This window comes from Streptococcus jiangjianxini (assembly GCF_040225085.1).
Taxonomy (GTDB): domain Bacteria; phylum Bacillota; class Bacilli; order Lactobacillales; family Streptococcaceae; genus Streptococcus; species Streptococcus jiangjianxini.
In genome coordinates, this window is record NZ_JBEHGL010000004.1 from 64,406 (window position 1) to 81,266 (window position 16,861).

General features: G+C 38.7%; 18 protein-coding genes. 4 read left to right on the forward strand and 14 right to left on the reverse strand.

Annotation, left to right across the window (positions count from 1 at the left end):
• Positions 1–66: 66 nt before the first annotated feature.
• From ABP870_RS03280 to ABP870_RS03295, 4 genes are all read left to right on the forward strand, one after another.
• Positions 67–1,020, forward strand: coding sequence for a hypothetical protein (locus tag ABP870_RS03280; RefSeq protein WP_350014066.1), 954 nt, complete (start codon positions 67–69; stop codon positions 1,018–1,020).
• A gap of 69 nt (positions 1,021–1,089) precedes the next feature.
• Positions 1,090–1,707, forward strand: a complete 618-nt coding sequence (locus tag ABP870_RS03285; protein WP_350014067.1) for a Pr6Pr family membrane protein — start codon at positions 1,090–1,092, stop codon at positions 1,705–1,707.
• A gap of 192 nt (positions 1,708–1,899) precedes the next feature.
• The gene (locus ABP870_RS03290) at positions 1,900–2,115 is read left to right on the forward strand and encodes a helix-turn-helix transcriptional regulator (RefSeq protein ID WP_350014068.1); all 216 of its coding nucleotides are present in this window, start codon (positions 1,900–1,902) and stop codon (positions 2,113–2,115) included.
• Between the two features lie 578 nt (positions 2,116–2,693).
• On the forward strand, positions 2,694–3,233 hold the full coding sequence (locus tag ABP870_RS03295) for a DUF3278 domain-containing protein (RefSeq protein ID WP_350014069.1): 540 nt from the start codon (positions 2,694–2,696) through the stop codon (positions 3,231–3,233).
• A gap of 30 nt (positions 3,234–3,263) precedes the next feature.
• Here ABP870_RS03295 and ABP870_RS03300 read toward each other — a convergent pair whose 3' ends face one another.
• The 14 genes from ABP870_RS03300 to ABP870_RS03365 form a co-directional block, all read right to left on the reverse strand.
• Positions 3,264–4,421 carry an Mbeg1-like protein gene (locus tag ABP870_RS03300; RefSeq protein WP_350014070.1) on the reverse strand — a complete coding sequence of 386 codons (1,158 nt, stop codon included), beginning with the start codon at positions 4,419–4,421 and terminating at the stop codon, positions 3,264–3,266.
• 2 nt (positions 4,422–4,423) lie between these two features.
• Positions 4,424–4,912, reverse strand: coding sequence for a GNAT family N-acetyltransferase (locus ABP870_RS03305; protein ID WP_350014071.1), 489 nt, complete (start codon positions 4,910–4,912; stop codon positions 4,424–4,426).
• Positions 4,913–5,523: 611 nt separating this feature from the next.
• A complete protein-coding gene (locus ABP870_RS03310; protein WP_350014072.1) occupies positions 5,524–6,591 on the reverse strand; it encodes an ABC transporter substrate-binding protein in 1,068 nt (355 codons plus the stop codon).
• On the reverse strand, positions 6,584–7,360 hold the full coding sequence (locus ABP870_RS03315) for an ABC transporter permease (protein WP_350014073.1): 777 nt from the start codon (positions 7,358–7,360) through the stop codon (positions 6,584–6,586). The genes ABP870_RS03310 and ABP870_RS03315 overlap by 8 nt, the downstream gene beginning before the upstream one ends.
• Positions 7,357–8,151, reverse strand: coding sequence for an ABC transporter permease (locus tag ABP870_RS03320; RefSeq protein WP_350014074.1), 795 nt, complete (start codon positions 8,149–8,151; stop codon positions 7,357–7,359). Before ABP870_RS03320 ends, ABP870_RS03315 begins: the two co-directional genes overlap by 4 nt.
• Positions 8,135–9,289 carry an ABC transporter ATP-binding protein gene (locus tag ABP870_RS03325; RefSeq protein WP_350014075.1) on the reverse strand — a complete coding sequence of 385 codons (1,155 nt, stop codon included), beginning with the start codon at positions 9,287–9,289 and terminating at the stop codon, positions 8,135–8,137. The genes ABP870_RS03320 and ABP870_RS03325 overlap by 17 nt, the downstream gene beginning before the upstream one ends.
• 242 nt (positions 9,290–9,531) lie before the next feature.
• On the reverse strand, positions 9,532–10,431 hold the full coding sequence (gene murB / locus ABP870_RS03330) for a UDP-N-acetylmuramate dehydrogenase (protein WP_350014076.1): 900 nt from the start codon (positions 10,429–10,431) through the stop codon (positions 9,532–9,534).
• 79 nt (positions 10,432–10,510) lie between these two features.
• Positions 10,511–10,990 (reverse strand): 2-amino-4-hydroxy-6-hydroxymethyldihydropteridine diphosphokinase, encoded by a 480-nt coding sequence (gene folK / locus ABP870_RS03335; RefSeq protein ID WP_350014077.1) that lies wholly within the window; start codon positions 10,988–10,990, stop codon positions 10,511–10,513.
• Positions 10,987–11,346: a dihydroneopterin aldolase gene (folB, locus tag ABP870_RS03340; protein WP_350014078.1), complete on the reverse strand. Its 360-nt coding sequence runs from the start codon at positions 11,344–11,346 to the stop codon at positions 10,987–10,989. The genes folK and folB overlap by 4 nt, the downstream gene beginning before the upstream one ends.
• A 9-nt stretch (positions 11,347–11,355) precedes the next feature.
• The gene (gene folP, locus ABP870_RS03345; RefSeq protein WP_350014079.1) at positions 11,356–12,159 is read right to left on the reverse strand and encodes a dihydropteroate synthase; all 804 of its coding nucleotides are present in this window, start codon (positions 12,157–12,159) and stop codon (positions 11,356–11,358) included.
• 2 nt (positions 12,160–12,161) lie between these two features.
• Entirely contained in the window at positions 12,162–12,722 is a 561-nt protein-coding gene (gene folE, locus ABP870_RS03350) for a GTP cyclohydrolase I FolE (protein WP_350014144.1), read from the reverse strand.
• An 18-nt stretch (positions 12,723–12,740) separates the two neighbouring features.
• On the reverse strand, positions 12,741–13,988 hold the full coding sequence (locus ABP870_RS03355; RefSeq protein ID WP_350014080.1) for a bifunctional folylpolyglutamate synthase/dihydrofolate synthase: 1,248 nt from the start codon (positions 13,986–13,988) through the stop codon (positions 12,741–12,743).
• Between the two features lie 651 nt (positions 13,989–14,639).
• A complete protein-coding gene (thrB, locus tag ABP870_RS03360) occupies positions 14,640–15,500 on the reverse strand; it encodes a homoserine kinase (RefSeq protein ID WP_350014081.1) in 861 nt (286 codons plus the stop codon).
• A 1-nt stretch (position 15,501) separates the two neighbouring features.
• Positions 15,502–16,788 (reverse strand): homoserine dehydrogenase, encoded by a 1,287-nt coding sequence (locus ABP870_RS03365; protein ID WP_350014082.1) that lies wholly within the window; start codon positions 16,786–16,788, stop codon positions 15,502–15,504.
• Positions 16,789–16,861 lie beyond the last annotated feature (73 nt).

Consider the following 16,861-nt stretch of genomic DNA (forward strand, 5'->3'; position numbering starts at 1 on the left):
TACAATAGCAAGAGCCATCTCACCAAGATTATGCTATAATATTTTTACTAAAAAAGGAGGTCTATTTTGGGAAAAATTCGTCAACCACTAGCTGACAAAATCTTAGAGAATTCTGTATCTAATCATTTACCGACAGCAATCAAGGAATGGCAAAGCATCGCTAAAATCCACAACGAGATTGATGATTCTATCCGCTGTTTATGTGGAACCAGAGGCATCAAAGATTGGTATGAATTAGTCAATGCCAAAAATGGCAAACGATTAGTTCATGTCGGCGCTAACTGCATCACCTATTTTACCGCTGCAACCGATTATCTACCAGCCAAAGAAGTCAAAAAACTAGGACATCTCAAACGCTTGGCAAGCCACCAGCAACTGCCAGAATTTACCAAAGCCCATTTTTCGAGGCCCTTACTCACATACTTTTTAGAAAACGATGTCTTTAGAGAACGCCCTGAAAATAACTTTCATGCTTTCAATGATTATAAACGTTTAAAAGATTTCATTTATAAAGGTGGTCGTAAAGACGCCCATAGCTCTGAAGAATTTGCCCAACTAATCCAACTTTGGACTGATTATATCAAACCATTCTTGCTAGAGGAAGAACGCCCTGAAATATCCATTGAAACCATCTCACCGATTTCTAATGATAATGAGCGTTACTTGCAACAAATAAAAGCGCTACAAGCTGAAAACGAACGCCTACGTCAAGCTCTAAAGCTACAAACTTCGAAGCATTTACCAAAAGCTAAAAAACACGAGGAACCACCATTGCTCCCTGAAAATTACGGGACTTTGCAGATCTTGTGCCGACGTCGTAAAAATCGTCGAAATCTGCGACTGGATGATCTATCCCTTGACATCCTGAACTATTGGCAATCTATTGATGTTTTGTCTTCTGAAGAGAAGACCATTTTAGCAACTGCTATGCAGACTAAAGGTCCTTCTATTTCCTACCAATTACATCAAAAATCGCAAGTATTGCTTGAAAAATTAACCAAATATATGAGAAAGCGATAAACTTTCTAAAAATAGCTTGAAAAATGTTCCAAATTAATAAACGAGCTTCTTAATCTAGAAAGGATTATCATGTCAAAAACTCTTATCTATCGCTTATCCCTTGCTATTATTGGGCTGATTGGCGTGTCTATGCAACTCTATCAAGATGGTTGGGGAATGTTGCTCTATTACACAGTTCTCTCTAACATCCTTGTGGTTTCATTTCTTTTTGATCTGGTTTTTAGGGAAATTAGGTCAGGAAAGATTTCTGACAATAACACACTTAGACTAAAGGCTGCTGTCACAATGAGTATCACGATTACTTTTTTAGTTTACCATTTCATGCTGGCTCCTTTAGTAGAAGCTGAGGAATTTTGGAATGTCAGAAATATAATTGTTCACTACGTTGTACCGATTGGCTTTATTTCAGATACTCTTTTCATCGATCGTAAAAACAGTTATCGCTGGTATGATCCATTTTGGTGGACTGCTGCACCATTAGCTTATTTTATCTTTGCGCTTTTTAACGGTACAGTGCTTAAATGGCCAATTCCTGGCGCTGAAGATAGCCCTTTTGCTTACTTTTTTATCAATGTTAACAAATATGGCTGGTTTCAAGTTGGTAAGAATACTCTTTTTATCCTGTTAGCTTATATTTTTGTTGGCTATATTCTCTTTACCTTGAAAAAGGTTCTAGGCAAAAAGTAACAGATATTACTACAAACGATCTTAGTATCGTTTTTTTAGTTTGCTTTAAACGTTATGTCATCTATAATTGACATTTTTTACCTTAGTGCTATAATGATAATGTCACATATACTTGACAGTTGACACTCTGCTTCTTAATTGTAATTGATGATGTCACATCTATAAAAGTATTTTATTTTAGAAAGGATTATCATGAATCGCGTCAAAGAATTTCGTGTTAAACAAGGGTTTTCACAACTTGCCCTTGCTAAATCGATTGGGGTAGCCAGACAAACGATCAACTTGATTGAAAACGATAAGTATAATCCCTCGCTCGACCTTTGTATTAGACTTGCCCAAACCCTTCAAAGTGACCTTAACACACTGTTTTGGGAACCAAGTAAAAGAAAGAATAATGACAACGTTTGAAAAGAAGAATATCATAAGAACTAGCAGCGAATTCATATGATTAGGCATTGTCCTCTATTGCTCTAGCTTAGCCGAACACAATAAAATCATCTGGTAGGTTCTTGGCATTAGTTTTCTACTGAAGCTGCAAAGTAACAAGAGACTTTCAGTTGACCTTCTCTTTTTTGAGAGATACTATTCGAAGTTTTTCTAATCGCCGTGTGACTCTTTATAATTGGACACCCACTAGTCTCCATCTTTTGAAAAGGAAATAGACTTATGGCTAAAAAACCCCATTAATTGATCCTTTTATTGATTCATGCTTTCTTCTGTTATTGGGCTCAGCTACTAGGCATTGTTTGAAAACAAAGCATCAGTTCTTTCTTGTTTCAAATCATTCGATTGTCAAGTATGCCTATCATGTTTAAAAAAATTCAAAACAGCCCTTTAACCTCACGTGATACTTAAGGCTTGATAGCATTACTATACCAATAATCACTATTGACAGTTTTTGTGACCATCTTCACTTTGTTTTATCTTTTATGTTGGTTCAATTACTAGTCACTTCATCTATGTTTTACACTTGAAAGGAAACGATCATGTCAAAGAAAACTAATAGACTTGAAAAACAATTTGCACGCTTTTTTGGAATCACAGGTGTGTTTGATGAATACGTTCAGCAAATCGCTTATCGCCTAGCTGGGCATGCCTATCTTATCCTAACTTATTACATCTTGTTCTCATCGCTTATTTTTGTAACCATATACGACTTTCTTCCCAGTTATGCAGGAATGATTTATGTCGGAATCAATATTTTAGTCACCATATTTATCATTCCACTTACGCTTAAAATGAAAATGGATAAGGCTGATATTGATACCAGTGGCATTATTGAGGTGCCAAAAGAGGATGTTGATAAAGAAAGACGTAAAGCAATCAAACGTGGTATCCTATCTGGCATCTTCTTTACAGGTTTCATGTTTATGCAAAATAGTCTAACTGCTTTGAAAAATGGGAAATCCTTGTGGGACCTATTGACTCAGCCTGGATCACTAATTGGAACTCTTATTGGTGGTATCATTTTCGCTGGATTCATGACTGCTCTGGCCTATTACAGTGTTGGTCAAGAAAAAGATTAAAAGGATTTGGGGCTCATGCTCCAAATCCTTTTAATCTGATTTTGTTTGCTGCCATTTTGCTAACATACTTGTCAAGTTAGTACTTCGAGGGTTCACTGCATTGCTTCGATAGGCTTGTATAAATAAATGGAGTGCTCTAGTAAATACTCGTTTCTGTTTTGGCGATAGCCTTCGATAAACCTCAACATATTTTGCCACTTCTAGAGGTTTCTTCGCCGAGAAATCATTAAGACTGGTGACACCACTAGCGATTAATTGATCAAACAAGAGGTCAAATAAGTTTTTCAGCTCATAATGAGACAAACTCTTATTCCAAATCGCAAATGTCTTTTCAAGTTTCCGACTCATTGGAGATAATTGTGTGACGGTTTCAAATTCATTTTTGTCTAAATCTATTGCCCAATTCAACATAGGGTGTTGCCCCATGCCTCGATCCTTAGAAGCTACTATTACTGGCTTTCTGTCGGATTCCAACATAACACCAACTACGGATTCGAATGGTTTAATGGCAAGGATCTTAGATCTAATAGCCAGATAACCTTGTGATTGTAAAAAGTTTTGACGAAAGCCGGGAGCATCATACATATAAATGAGTGCAATCTTATCTTGCAGTTCTTTTGGTAAATGCGCAGCTGCATAAACGGCTAAGTTACCACCTTTAGAGTGCCCTGAAACCAGTACCTGGCCAGACAAAGTCGGAAGAATTTCCTTTAAATAAATAGAAGCTGCACGTTGAGCCGGAATTTCCCGCATGTAAGTTAATTTAAAATCTTCTTTCCAACCAATCAAGCTATCATCTGTGCCACGAAAAACTAACTGATGCGTATTTTCCTCTGGTATGGAGAAGACCATGGCTGCAAATTGCCGTTCAAACTCAGCATTTATATCATTAACATAATGATTAATAGCCACATGTTGATAACGCTTACTATTGAGAACTGCTTCCAAAAGTTTGATACGCTCCTTGGTGTTTAGAAAGGTGAATTGAATGTCTTGATGATATTGCTGAAATCGTAAAGCCAAATCATTGATGACAAGGGATTCCGATAGCTTCAAGTCGTTGGGTAAATACTCGAAGATCGACAGATAGCTCAATTCATTAAATAAGGCGAAATCTAAACTGGTCAGAGCCTTTTCAGAAAACAATGTCTGACCTACATTGGCGACATAATCTAAAAGATTTTTCATGGCTATTGCTCATTTTCTAAGTGAGGATGGATAATGGTTTCCATTCTCATTTCTTGAGGTGTCATGCCCATACGTTCGTAGAAGTTAACAGCACTAGCATTAGCATTCCAAACATTCAGTGTGACATTGTAGCAATCCCATTCGGACGCTTTTTGACAAGTAAATCGGTATAGTTTCTCGCCAATTTTTTGACCACGCGCAGCTTCATCAACACAAAGATCGTCAATAAAAAGTGTTTTATGGGGCACCATAGCTGACCCTTGCCTTTCTTGAATCATTAAAAACAAGTGACCTAAAAGCTCACCCTGATCATCTTCGTACACGAAAATAGGATGTTGATCATTAGGAATCAGTTCTCGTAATTCTTGTTCTGAGAATTTACTGCCCCTTGACTTAAAAATATCAGGTCTAACATTGTGATGGACTCTCAAAATTTGTCCTAATAATTCCTGAATCTTTGGAATGTCAGCTATAACTGCTCTTCTTATCATTTTTTACCTCCTATTGCTCCCACTATCATATCACAAATCGAGAAGTAATATAGTCTTTTGAATTCACTTTGATCCATGGTCACTGTTGACTTGCCGTACTTGCTACTAAGTGAAAATTAAAAGTAGACTAGGCGATGCCGTGCAGATATAGCTGAGAGGCATCAAATCAAGTCAACAAGGTCTGCTTTTGATTTTCAAAGAGTATAGGTATGCGAGAGAATCATATTGGTTCTCTTTTTGGCATGTTTTCAGCGATGAGTATCAAGTACCTTCTGCGCCTTTGTGTTCCTTGTTCTGAAAGGTAGTTCATTTGACTATAAAAGGGAATAAAAAAATCTCACCCAATGGATGAGATCCGCCTCAACATCGCGTTGAGACTAGAAAGAAATAAGTAAGACATGGGGTAATTGATAGTTTAAATCAAGAATCCTAAACGTTAAGAGAAAGTTATTTTAGGAGAGAGTTTCGAGAGAGAGTTCCTCCATGTCTCTATATGTAAAGTATAACACTCTATCGGAAAATGTTAATCCTAAAGTCGTAAAATGTTGTTTTTTCATCTTCAAATGTCAAAAATGATCTAAAAATGGATAACTTCGCACTTGAATAACCTTTTATTTACGATACATCTTGATTTGAAGATACAGATCATTATAGATACCAAGCCATTTTTGCCCAAGATTATCATATACTTCTAAACGGTCGATGGTTTTTTGACTTGGATAAAAGGCCTTATCGTTCTTGATTTCTTTTGGTAGTAAAGCCTTTGCTGTGTTATTAGGAGTTGAATAACCGATATATTCTGCATTTTGGGCTGCATTTTGAGGCTCTAGCATGAAATTGATAAATTGGTAAGCTTCTTTAGTGTGTTTAGCTGTTTTAGGTAAAACCATGTTATCAAACCATAGATTGGAACCTTCTGTAGGAACAACGTAAACCAAATCTTCATTTTCATAAAGCATTTCACTAGCTTCTCCAGAGAAAGTCACACCAATCGGTGCATCCCCTTGAATCATATAGCCTTTCAACTCGTCACCAACCAAAGCTTTGATGTTAGGGGTTAGCTGATTTAACTTCTTCTCTACTTGATCAAGGTGTGCTTTATTTTTAGAATTAAGGCTATATCCCAAGCTATTTAACCCAATTCCAAGCACTTCTCTGGCACCGTCAACCATCATAATACTATCCTTATATTCCGGCTTCCAAAGGTCATTCCAATGCTTAGGGTAAGTATCGAGTTGTTTTTTATTATATACAATGCCAACAGTTCCCCAAAAGTAAGGAATAGAATAATCATTAGCAGGATCAAAACTTTTCCCTAAGAATTCTTTACCAATATGATCAAGCCCTTTTATTTTTGATTTGTCCAATTTGATAAGCATGTCTTCTTTAATCATCTTATCAATCGTATAATCACTCGGAATGGCAATATCGTAAGTGGTACCACCTTGTTTAAGTTTGGTATACATAGCTTCGTTGGAATCAAAGGTTTCGTATTGAACCTTAATACCGGTCTGTTTGGTAAATTTGGTCAACAAATCTGGGTCAATATAATCGCCCCAGTTATAGATGACTAACTTATCTGAAACATCACCTGATTGCTTTTGCAAGATAAAACTAGTCCCCCACAAAAGAATAATGATAGCAACAATACCTGTCAGAAAGGATGTTAATTTACGCATCTTTAACCTCCTTATCTTGAGAAATGAAATAATAGCCTATCACTAAAAGAATACTAAAGAAAAAGACTAGGGTTGAAAGAGCATTAATGTCTAAGGAAATGCCTTGACGAGCGCGAGAATAAATCTCAACAGAAAGGGTCGAAAAGCCATTTCCAGTTACAAAGAAAGTCACCGCAAAATCATCTAAAGAGTAGGTAAATGCCATAAAATACCCAGCAATAATACTCGGCGTCAAGTAAGGCAGCATGACTTCTTTGAGCATTTGAGAGCGACTGGCTCCCAGATCATAGGCGGCATGAATCATATCCTGATTCATTTCTTTAAGTCTAGGCAGAACCATAAGAACAACAATGGGAATAGAAAAGGCAATGTGACTGAGCAAAACAGTCGCAAATCCCAATTGAAACTTAATCGTTGTGAATAAAATCAAGAAAGATGCCCCAATCATAACATCAGGTGCCACCATGAGGATATTATTCGTTGACAGCATGCCATTTTGATAGCGCTTTTTACTTTCATGAATAAAAATTGCTCCAAAAGTTCCAATAGCCGTCGCAATCAAAGAACTTAAAAAAGCTAGAAAGAAGGTTTGAGCCAATATCAACATGAGGCGGCTATCTGAAATCATAGTCTGATAATGCTCCATGGTAAAACCCGCAAAGCCATTCATATCGCCACCTTTATTAAAGGAATAGAAAATCAGATAAAAAATCGGTGCATAAAGGAGAACAAACACAAAAACCAAATAAATGTTAGCTAATTTTTTCATGATTTCCTCTCCTTTGTCGCCCACATAATAATCAACATCGCAGCAATTAAGACCACACCGATGGTTGATCCCGTCCCCCAGTTTTGAGTAGTGAGGAAATGTTGTTCAATGGCCGTCCCCAGCGTAATAACACGGTTACCTCCGATAAGTCTCGTCAACATAAAAAGACTCAAACTTGGAATAAAAACAGACTGAACACCCGATCTGACGCCATTCAAGGACAAGGGGAAAATAACTTTGGTAAAGGTTTGAAGACCGCTGGCTCCTAAGTCACGACTAGCATGAATAAGGTTACGATCAATATCATCCAAGGCGTTAAATATCGGTAAAATCATAAATGGTATTTCGATGTAAGCTGCTACAAATACAAATGAAAAATCAGTAAAGAGGATCTGCTGCGGTCCCAAGCCCATGAAGCTTAAAAAGGCATTGACCCCACCTTGTTGACCAAAAATCCCCATAAACGCGTAAGCCTTCAAGAGCAGATTGACCCAAGTTGGTAAAATAACTAACATCAGCCAAAGCTGTTTGTGCTTGAGACTAGTCAAAATAAAGGCTGTCGGATAAGCAATTAAAAGGGTTACTAAGGTAATCAAACCAGCATAGAGAATGGAGTTTAAACTCATCTTTAAGTAAGTCCATGAGCCAAAGAATGTTTGATAATTTCCCAGAGTAGCCTGACCTGAGATATCAAAGAAGGATTTCCAGATAATCATGGCAACTGGTGCTAAAACAAAGAGAAAGACCCATAAAAAATAGGGAATTGAGAAAAAGCTAGCCGTTTTCTTCATAGCGCTCCTCCTCGATAAAATTGATTAAACCATCTTCAACTTCTTCTGTTTCAACATATTCTTCAAGACGTGCTTCAAATTCTTCTTCTGTCTCATGAAGACGCATAATGTGAATATCTTCTGGTGTGAAATCCAGTCCAATAATCTCACCTTCAATGGCTTTACGAGTCGAATGAATCATCCATTCATTACCAAGTTCATCGTAAGCAATGATTTCATAGTGAACACCTCGGAAAAGCTGCGTATCTACTTTTACTTGAAGTTTTCCTTCATCAGGCAGTGTAATTTGCAAATCCTCGGGACGAATAACCACTTCTACCGGTTCATTAGGGCGCATACCCCCATCAACCGCTTCAAAACGCTTACCATTGAATTCGACCAAATAGTCTTCAATCATCGTTGCTGCAAGAATATTAGATTCACCAATGAAGGTCGCCACAAAATGATTGATGGGTTCGTCATAGATGTCAACCGGTGTTCCTGACTGAACAATTTTGCCTTCATTCATCACAAAAATCCAGTCGCTCATGGCTAGAGCTTCTTCTTGGTCGTGAGTAACAAAGACAAAGGTAATGCCAAGACGTTGTTGCAATTCACGAAGCTCATACTGCATCTCTGTACGGAGCTTCAAATCAAGCGCTGATAAGGGTTCATCTAAAAGAACCACTTTAGGCTGGTTGATAATCGCACGCGCGATAGCAACACGTTGACGTTGCCCACCCGATAGTTTTTGAATCGAACGTTTTTCATAACCTTCGAGTTGCACCATTTTAAGGGCTTCTTTAACACGTTGATCAATCTCTTTTTTAGCTACTTTCTTTAATTTTAAAGCAAAAGCCACATTCTCATAAACAGTCATGTGCGGAAAAAGAGCGTAAGATTGAAAAACTGTGTGGACATCGCGTTTGTTGATGGGAACATCGTTGATACGTTTTCCATCTAATAATACATCGCCAGTTGTAGCTTCTAAAAGTCCTGCAATGATATTGAGAATCGTTGATTTCCCAGAACCAGATGCTCCGAGAAGCGTGTAAAATTTTCCTTCTTCCAATTCGAAGTTAATATCTTTTAAAACAGTTGTACCACTGTCCTCAAATGTCTTTGATACATTTTTGAAGGCAATAATTGGATTAGTCAATGGTCATAAATCCTCCATAGATTTTCTAGCAAATGTCTTCTTGTGTCATTTGTTTAACTTTGCTTTGGCTCAGCTAGCTTTTCGAAAACTCTCAACTGAAAAGCTAGACTTGGTCATATAGTCACAATGGTCCTTAAAGGCATCAAACACGAAGCTAAGCACCTAGCCAGCCTTTCAGCCAGTTAAAAAGTCTAAACTACCAATCAGCCCAGAAAGATGACTTTCTGAGCTGACATTTTTTATTAAAGAGATTCTCCAATGATGCGAACTTCACGTTCTAGCGTGATACCAGATGTCTTTGCAACCGTTTCAATAACATAGGCAATCAAATCCTCATAATCTTTGGCAGTCCCATTATTGACATTGATCATGAAACCAGCATGTTTTTCAGAAACTTCAACACCACCAATACGGTGCCCCTTGAGGTTAGCTTGGGTAATTAATTGACCTGCAAAATGCCCCGGTGGACGTTTAAAAACAGAACCACAAGATGGGTATTCCAGAGGTTGCTTCAACTCACGTAGGTGATTAAGACGATTCATCTCTTGGGTGATTGCAGTATAATCACCCGGTTTCAAAGCAAATTTAGCCGAAATGACAATATCACCAGAGGTTTGTAGTGCAGATTGGCGATAACCAAAGGTTAAGTCTTTGGCGTCAAGTGTTTTGACGACACCGTCACGTGTTAAGACTTGAGCTGAAACAAGGACATGGGCGATTTCACCCCAATAAGCACCAGCATTCATAAAGACAGCACCGCCGACACTCCCTGGAATACCAGCTGCAAATTCGAAACCTGTCAAACTATGATCACGTGCTACTTTAGTCGTTTCCTTGAGATTAGCACCAGCTTCGACTTCCATCACATAGCCATCAATCGTTGTCGTTTTCAAACGGTCAAACATGATAACCATGCCACGAATGCCGCCATCACGAACAATTAGATTACTAGCATTTCCAAGAACCAACCAAGGGATATCATGCTTGTTTGCAAAGTTGACCAAACGGATCAACTCAAAACGATTTCGAGGGAAGGCAAGATAATCTGCCGGCCCTCCAACCTTAGTATAAGTATAATTTTTCAAAGGCTCATCGACACGAATATCAATGCCAAACAAAGCCTCTTCCATTTCTTTAAGCATCACATTTCCCTCATACATACAAAAATTGGCATAACCAAGCTTCATTATACCAAAAATTAACTGGTGTGACAGTAAATTTTTAAATTTTCACAACGTCTTCATGGCTTAATTGAGACAAGGCCTCCAAGACTGTTTTACCAGTATTTGGAAGCATCAAATTATCAGTTAATTCAGCCAAGGGAACCAGAACAAAAGCACGCTCAGTCATGTAAGGATGAGGCACTTTTAGATCTGGAACATTAAATGTTTCTTCACCATATAACAAAATGTCAATATCAATGGTACGCGGTCCCCAATGTTCGTGACGAACTCTATCCAAATCCTTTTCAATCTGCTGGCATTCTCGAAGAAGCTCAAGGGCTTCTAAGTTGGTTTCAAGCTGAACCGCTGCGTTCACAAAATCATCTTGATCAGTCTTACCCCAGGCTACTGTTTGATAGAAAGACGAAACTTTTACCACTTGCGTCTGTGGAATTTCTGATAAGGCTTGAATCGCTTGGTTAAGGTAAGCTAATTTATCTCCCATATTAGAACCCAAACTCAAAAAAACAACTGTCATCTGTTCCGCTCCAATCTGATACCAACAGCATCGTAATGCCCATTAATAGGTGGATTTTCTTTAGTAATTTCAAGAGTAATCGCCTGAACAGGAATAAACTGATCAAAAATATCTTGGCAAATAGCGCCCGCCAAACGCTCGATAAGCTGATAACGCTGATTTTCAACTTGATGCTTGATACAGTCAAAAACCATCCCGTAATGCACCGTATCCTCTAAGTCATCAGACAAAGAGGCCTTTTCTAAGTCAAGGGACAAGGTAGCGTTGACCACGAAAATTTGCCCTAGAGTATTTTCTTCGGACAGCGCCCCATGGTAACCGTAAAAACGACAATTTTTTAAAACAATCTTGTCCATTTCATACTCCTATATCAGTTGATTAATGACTTTAACAATAGCACGATTGGCAGCCACATTATGGACACGGACGATTTTTGCCCCTTTCATAATGGCATAAGCTGACAAGGCAGCTGTCGCCTGGTCTTTCTCGTCCATATCCGTTTCCCCATCTAGCAGAGAAACCACTGTGCGCTTTCTGGAAATGCCAAACAAGACAGGGTATTCTAGAGCCGTAATTTGGTCCAAACCTTTAAGCAAATCAATATTATCTTGAGCTGACTTTGCAAAGCCATAACCTGGATCAATCCAGATGTTATCTTTAGCAATTCCAGCATCTAGTGCAGCTTGTGCACGTTCTTTAAGGAAATCTATTACCTCTTGCGTGATATTCTCATACCCTTCTTCTTCCTGATTATGCATGAGCATATAAGGCACTTGCCATTCAGCTGCTAATGCCATCATCTGACCATCATAAAGCCCAGCCCAAACATCATTTAAAATATCAGCACCTGCTTCAAGAGCAGCTCTGGCTGTCTGTGTTTTATAAGTATCAATGCTAATCAAAACATCAAATTTTTCTTTAATAGCCTTGATGATAGGCACAACACGATTGATTTCGTCTTCTGCCGTTACAAATGATGCTCCTGGACGAGTGGATTCACCGCCAATATCAATCACATGAACGCCAGCTTTAATCATTTCCTCAGCTTGTTGGAGTGCCTTGTCAATACTATCATACTTGCCACCATCTGAAAAAGAATCTGGTGTCACATTGAGAATTCCCATGATCAGTGCCTTACCAGCAAGTTCATATTTACCAATTTTAACCATCATTACTCCTTAATCATCGCCATTACTTCACGTCGGGCTGCTCCGTCTTCTTGATAAAGGCCTCGAACCACAGTTGTAACAGTTTTACTACCAGGTTTTTTTATGCCTCGCATGGTCATACACATATGCTCTGCTTCAACCATGACAAACACACCTTTAGGATTCATAGCTTCTTCCAAAGCATTAGCCACTTGAGCCGTTAGGCGTTCTTGCAATTGCGGACGATGTGCGGCGACTTCAACAGCGCGGGCTAATTTGCTTAGTCCTGTCACTCGTCCATCACTAGGCAAGTAGGCCACATGCGCCACGCCATAGAAGGGGACTAAATGATGCTCGCACATGGAGTAAAAGGGGATATCCTTGACCAAAATCATCTCTTCATGCCCTTCTGAAAAGACGGCTGTGAATTGGTCTTTAGGATCTTCTGTCAAACCCGAAAACATCTCAGCGTACATTTTAGCTACACGTTTTGGCGTATCTAAAAGTCCTTCACGGTTAGGATTTTCACCAATAGCTTCTAAAAGTTGATAAACAGCTGCTTCTGCTTTTTTTTGATTCATGATTTTTCCCAAATTTCTAATTTATTTATCTAATAAAAACTGTCTCACTTGTGAGATGAAATAAAGTGATCCTGTGATAACATATAGGTCTTCTTCTGATGATTTGTATGTATTTAACCATTCTTTAAAATTTGCCACCTTGGGATATCCACTGGGATAATGTTCTAATGAAACGGCATTAGGATAATTAAAAGTCGTAAGGGTTAATTCTCCGACAGTGGCTAACTGCTCTATCATCCCTTGAATAGGCTTGGTATCAATGGCTGAAAAAAGGATGTGAATGTTCTTTTCAGCAAACTCCTTTTTCAACAATGCTACCAATACCGCTATACTTTCATTATTATGGGCACCATCAATCATTAGATTGTCTTCTAATAATTCTATTCGGCCTAGCCAAGAAGCTTTGGCGAGTGCATTGCGAATAACACCTTCCGTCAGTTTGGGGTATTTTTCTTGCAACAAGAAGGCCGTCATAAGGGCCAAACTAGCATTAGTGACCTGATGTTGTCCGCGCATTTTCAAGGTTAATTTCTCTAACTTAAAGCCTTGCCCTATAAAGTTAAAAGCTCTGCTATGTCCAGAAACCTCAAAGTCACGCCCTAACTCAAACGTCTGACTGTTCATCTCATTGGCTTTCTTGTAAAATACCGTCTTCACGTCCATTCGATTTTCAGCAAAAACGAAAGGAACTTTATCTTTTAAAACACCCACTTTTTGAGCAGCAATCTCTTCATAGGTTTGACCTAAGATAGTCTGATGGTCTAGTCCAATTGAAGTACATATAACTGCTAAAGGATTAAAGATATTTGTAGAATCGTAAAGGCCACCAAGCCCAGCTTCAATGATAGCAATATCAACTGGATGAACCTGCCCGAAATAGAGAAACATCATGGTTGTGATGATTTCAAACTCGGTAGCTGGTTCATAGCCTGTCTCCGATGGTAATCGCTCTGCTAAAGGTTTAACTCTAGAAAGTAGATGTAATAAATCATCTTTAGAAATCATTTCTCCGTTTAAGGCAATCCGCTCTCTAAAGTCCATGATATAAGGTGACGTAAAGGTTCCTACTTCGTAGCCTGCTTCTGTGAACATTGCTTGTAAATAATTAACGGTTGACCCTTTGCCATTGGTCCCAACCACATGAATGCCTTTAACTTTTTCTTGTGGATTACCCAATTCATTGAGCAGCCACTTCATGCGTTCAATCCCAGGTTTGATACCAAATTTTAATTGGTCATGAATCCAAGCAAGACCCTCTTCGTAAGTCATTGTTTCAATCTGATGTATCATAACCTAAGTATAACAAAAGAGCTGGTCATTTGACCAACCCAAAGCTAATATTTTTATTAAATTTACGTTTTTGTGATCAGCCTTGTCCAAGGAAAGAGATTAGAACAGTGATTCAGATAAAAAACAAATGGCTAACGTTCTCCAGAAGCATCTTTCTCTAAAAATACTGACAGCCATCAACAAGCACATCGTCGAGTTAATGCCGCAAACTAATCTTATTTAGGTAGAAAATGTTAATACAGTAGCTTTCTCAAAGCGATAGCTTCATAACTCAAAACCAAAAGTCTGATAGAACTAAGTATTCCATCAGATAGACTTGGCATCTGAACCGACGACATCTAAGGCTAACTTGACAAAATTTCCTTAAAAAGGCATAGCATCGCAAGAGAAGCTGTTTTTGCCCTTTAGCGAAGAATAATTCCAGATCTGAAAAAGCTAGTTTCTTTTATCAGAACAAACACCAAAAATCAAACAGGTAAAAACACCTTAGGCATTCATGGTAACAATCATCTAAAAAATACGATAAGAAAACTAGAGTCTTCAAGATTTATCCAAAGATTTCAGGACAGAGATAGCAGTTCTCACAAACCATTGGTAAAAAGTTAAGTTGAATCCCTCAGCCCATTTGCTTTAGAGTTCAACAAATACTCCTTTACGATCCACCTCTAAATCAAGCACCTTAGCTGGTAACTGGTTTTCTAACGCCAAGATAAAAGCCGCTTTTTTATCTTTTGGAAGCAGTGTCATAACAGTCGGACCAGCCCCTGAAAGATAGGTCGCATAAGCTCCAAAGACTTGCCCTAGTTTTCGAATTTCTTCAAATTCTGGAACTAGTTTCTGACGATAAGGTTCATGGAAACGATCCTGACTCATAGCGCGTCCTGCCATTTCTAAATCGCCAGTCAACAAACCGGCTATTGCCATGTTCGCCACAGAAGATGCCAAAACAGCCTCTTTAAACGGTAATTCTTGTGGAAGAGCTTGTCTAGAATCACTGGTTTTTAACTCATAGGCTGGTACATAAGCCACCAAAGCTGCTTCTGGGACATCCGCCACAATCTTGTTCACATCTTGATGGATGTAAGAAGCTATTACTAGGTTTCCAAAAATGGCGGGTGCCACATTATCAGGATGCCCTTCTATTTTTGTCGCAATATTTAATTTATCATCATCTGATAAGTTGAGCTTTCCTAGTTGGTTGGCCAATTCAATCCCTGCCACAATAACAGATGACGACGATCCCAGACCTCTCGCAAGAGGAATATCGGAAATCATTTTGATCCAATGTGGCTGTAGATCAGGCGCTATTTCTAAGGCTGTCTTAATTAATAAATTATTCTCATCGCAAGGAACTCCTACTAGCTCATGTTCGATGACCCACTTAGAGCTTGCTTCCAACACTTCGATGCTTAAATAACAGCTAACAGCTAGTCCAACCGAATCAAATCCCGGTCCCAAATTGGCTGAAGTAGCTGGAACACTAATCTTCATATTATTCTCCTAAAACTTTAAAGGCATTTTCTAAGACAAAGACTTCTGAGCTATCGATGGCAGTTACGATATCTGCTAACTGATTACGGTTGATATTATGAGTAATGACCGTGATCAAAGCTTTGCCATGATCAGCCCTACCTTGTAAGACTTGATCTAAGGAAATAGCATATTCTTCAAACAGCTGCGCCAAATGTGAGAGTTGTCCCGGTTGATCGCTCGCTTCTACCGCAAAATAATAAGCACTAACAACTTCTTCTGCCTCTGCCAGCCGGACCGATCTTTGATAAGCATTAAATGGTTTGACCACTTTTCCTTCAAGCATGTGCTGGCTAATCTGTATGATATCTGCCATAACAGAAGTTGCTGTCGGTTTTTGACCTGCACCAGGACCGTAATACATGGATTGCCCAATACCAACAGATTCCACAAATACCGCATTCATGACATCATTGACAGCTGCCAAGGGATGATTGAGAGGAACAAGCGTTGGAACAACTTCTGCCCAAAGCCCAGAGTCAGTCTCTTGGAGGTCGCCGACTAATTTGATAACATACCCTAACTCCTTAGCCGCGTTAACATCTTCTGATTTGATGACATTAATCCCTTTGTGATCAATGGCTTCGAAATCAATAGCCATACCAAAACCGAACTGGCTCAAAATGGCGACTTTGTAAGCTGCATCGATACCTTCAACATCATTTGTCGGATCACTTTCAGCGTAACCTAGTTTTTGAGCACTCACTAAGGCTTCATCATAAGTCCAATTTTCTTCGACCATTTTAGTGAGCATATAGTTGGATGTCCCATTAAGAACACCAAGTATACGAGTGATTTTATCAGCCATCAGAGACTCCGATAAGGTCCTAAGAATGGGAATCCCTCCTGCAACAGCAGCTTCATAGGCAAACATGACCTCATTTTCTTGAGCCAAGACAATAAGCTCTTGACCATGAATAGCAATCAAATCCTTATTAGCCGAAACAACATGTTTCTGAGCTTTGAGCGCTTGACTGATATAAGTCTTAGCAGGCTCGATACGACCTATCAATTCAACCACAATATCAATAGAATGGTCAGAGATGATATCCTCAATCGAAGTTACAAAATCATAATCATACCCTTGGGAGATCAAACGATCGGCATCATCAGATGATCTTACCAAAACTTTCTCGATTTCGATATTCTCTCCAGCTAATTCCCTAATCTTTGACTGATTTTCCTTCAATAAAAAAGGAATACCGCTGGCAACTGTCCCAAATCCGAGTAATCCAATTTTCACTGCCATAACATACCTCATTTTTCTTGTTTGAATTGTTTTATCTAGTATAGCAAAATTTTCTGATAATTTACAAGATTTC

Excerpts from the sequence above, each read along its gene's own strand:
- murB (WP_350014076.1), bottom strand. The coding sequence starts at position 10,431 with ATGCTTAAAGAAATGGAAGAGGCTTTGTTTGGCATTGATATTCGTGTC.
- folP (WP_350014079.1), bottom strand. The coding sequence starts at position 12,159 with ATGGTTAAAATTGGTAAATATGAACTTGCTGGTAAGGCACTGATCATG.
- ABP870_RS03310 (WP_350014072.1), bottom strand. The coding sequence starts at position 6,591 with ATGCGTAAATTAACATCCTTTCTGACAGGTATTGTTGCTATCATTATT.
- ABP870_RS03290 (WP_350014068.1), top strand. The coding sequence starts at position 1,900 with ATGAATCGCGTCAAAGAATTTCGTGTTAAACAAGGGTTTTCACAACTT.
- ABP870_RS03305 (WP_350014071.1), bottom strand. The coding sequence starts at position 4,912 with ATGATAAGAAGAGCAGTTATAGCTGACATTCCAAAGATTCAGGAATTA.
- thrB (WP_350014081.1), bottom strand. The coding sequence starts at position 15,500 with ATGAAGATTAGTGTTCCAGCTACTTCAGCCAATTTGGGACCGGGATTT.
- ABP870_RS03285 (WP_350014067.1), top strand. The coding sequence starts at position 1,090 with ATGTCAAAAACTCTTATCTATCGCTTATCCCTTGCTATTATTGGGCTG.
- ABP870_RS03320 (WP_350014074.1), bottom strand. The coding sequence starts at position 8,151 with ATGAAGAAAACGGCTAGCTTTTTCTCAATTCCCTATTTTTTATGGGTC.
- folB (WP_350014078.1), bottom strand. The coding sequence starts at position 11,346 with ATGGACAAGATTGTTTTAAAAAATTGTCGTTTTTACGGTTACCATGGG.
- ABP870_RS03295 (WP_350014069.1), top strand. The coding sequence starts at position 2,694 with ATGTCAAAGAAAACTAATAGACTTGAAAAACAATTTGCACGCTTTTTT.
- ABP870_RS03300 (WP_350014070.1), bottom strand. The coding sequence starts at position 4,421 with ATGAAAAATCTTTTAGATTATGTCGCCAATGTAGGTCAGACATTGTTT.
- ABP870_RS03355 (WP_350014080.1), bottom strand. The coding sequence starts at position 13,988 with ATGACTTACGAAGAGGGTCTTGCTTGGATTCATGACCAATTAAAATTT.
- ABP870_RS03315 (WP_350014073.1), bottom strand. The coding sequence starts at position 7,360 with ATGAAAAAATTAGCTAACATTTATTTGGTTTTTGTGTTTGTTCTCCTT.
- folK (WP_350014077.1), bottom strand. The coding sequence starts at position 10,990 with ATGACAGTTGTTTTTTTGAGTTTGGGTTCTAATATGGGAGATAAATTA.
- ABP870_RS03365 (WP_350014082.1), bottom strand. The coding sequence starts at position 16,788 with ATGGCAGTGAAAATTGGATTACTCGGATTTGGGACAGTTGCCAGCGGT.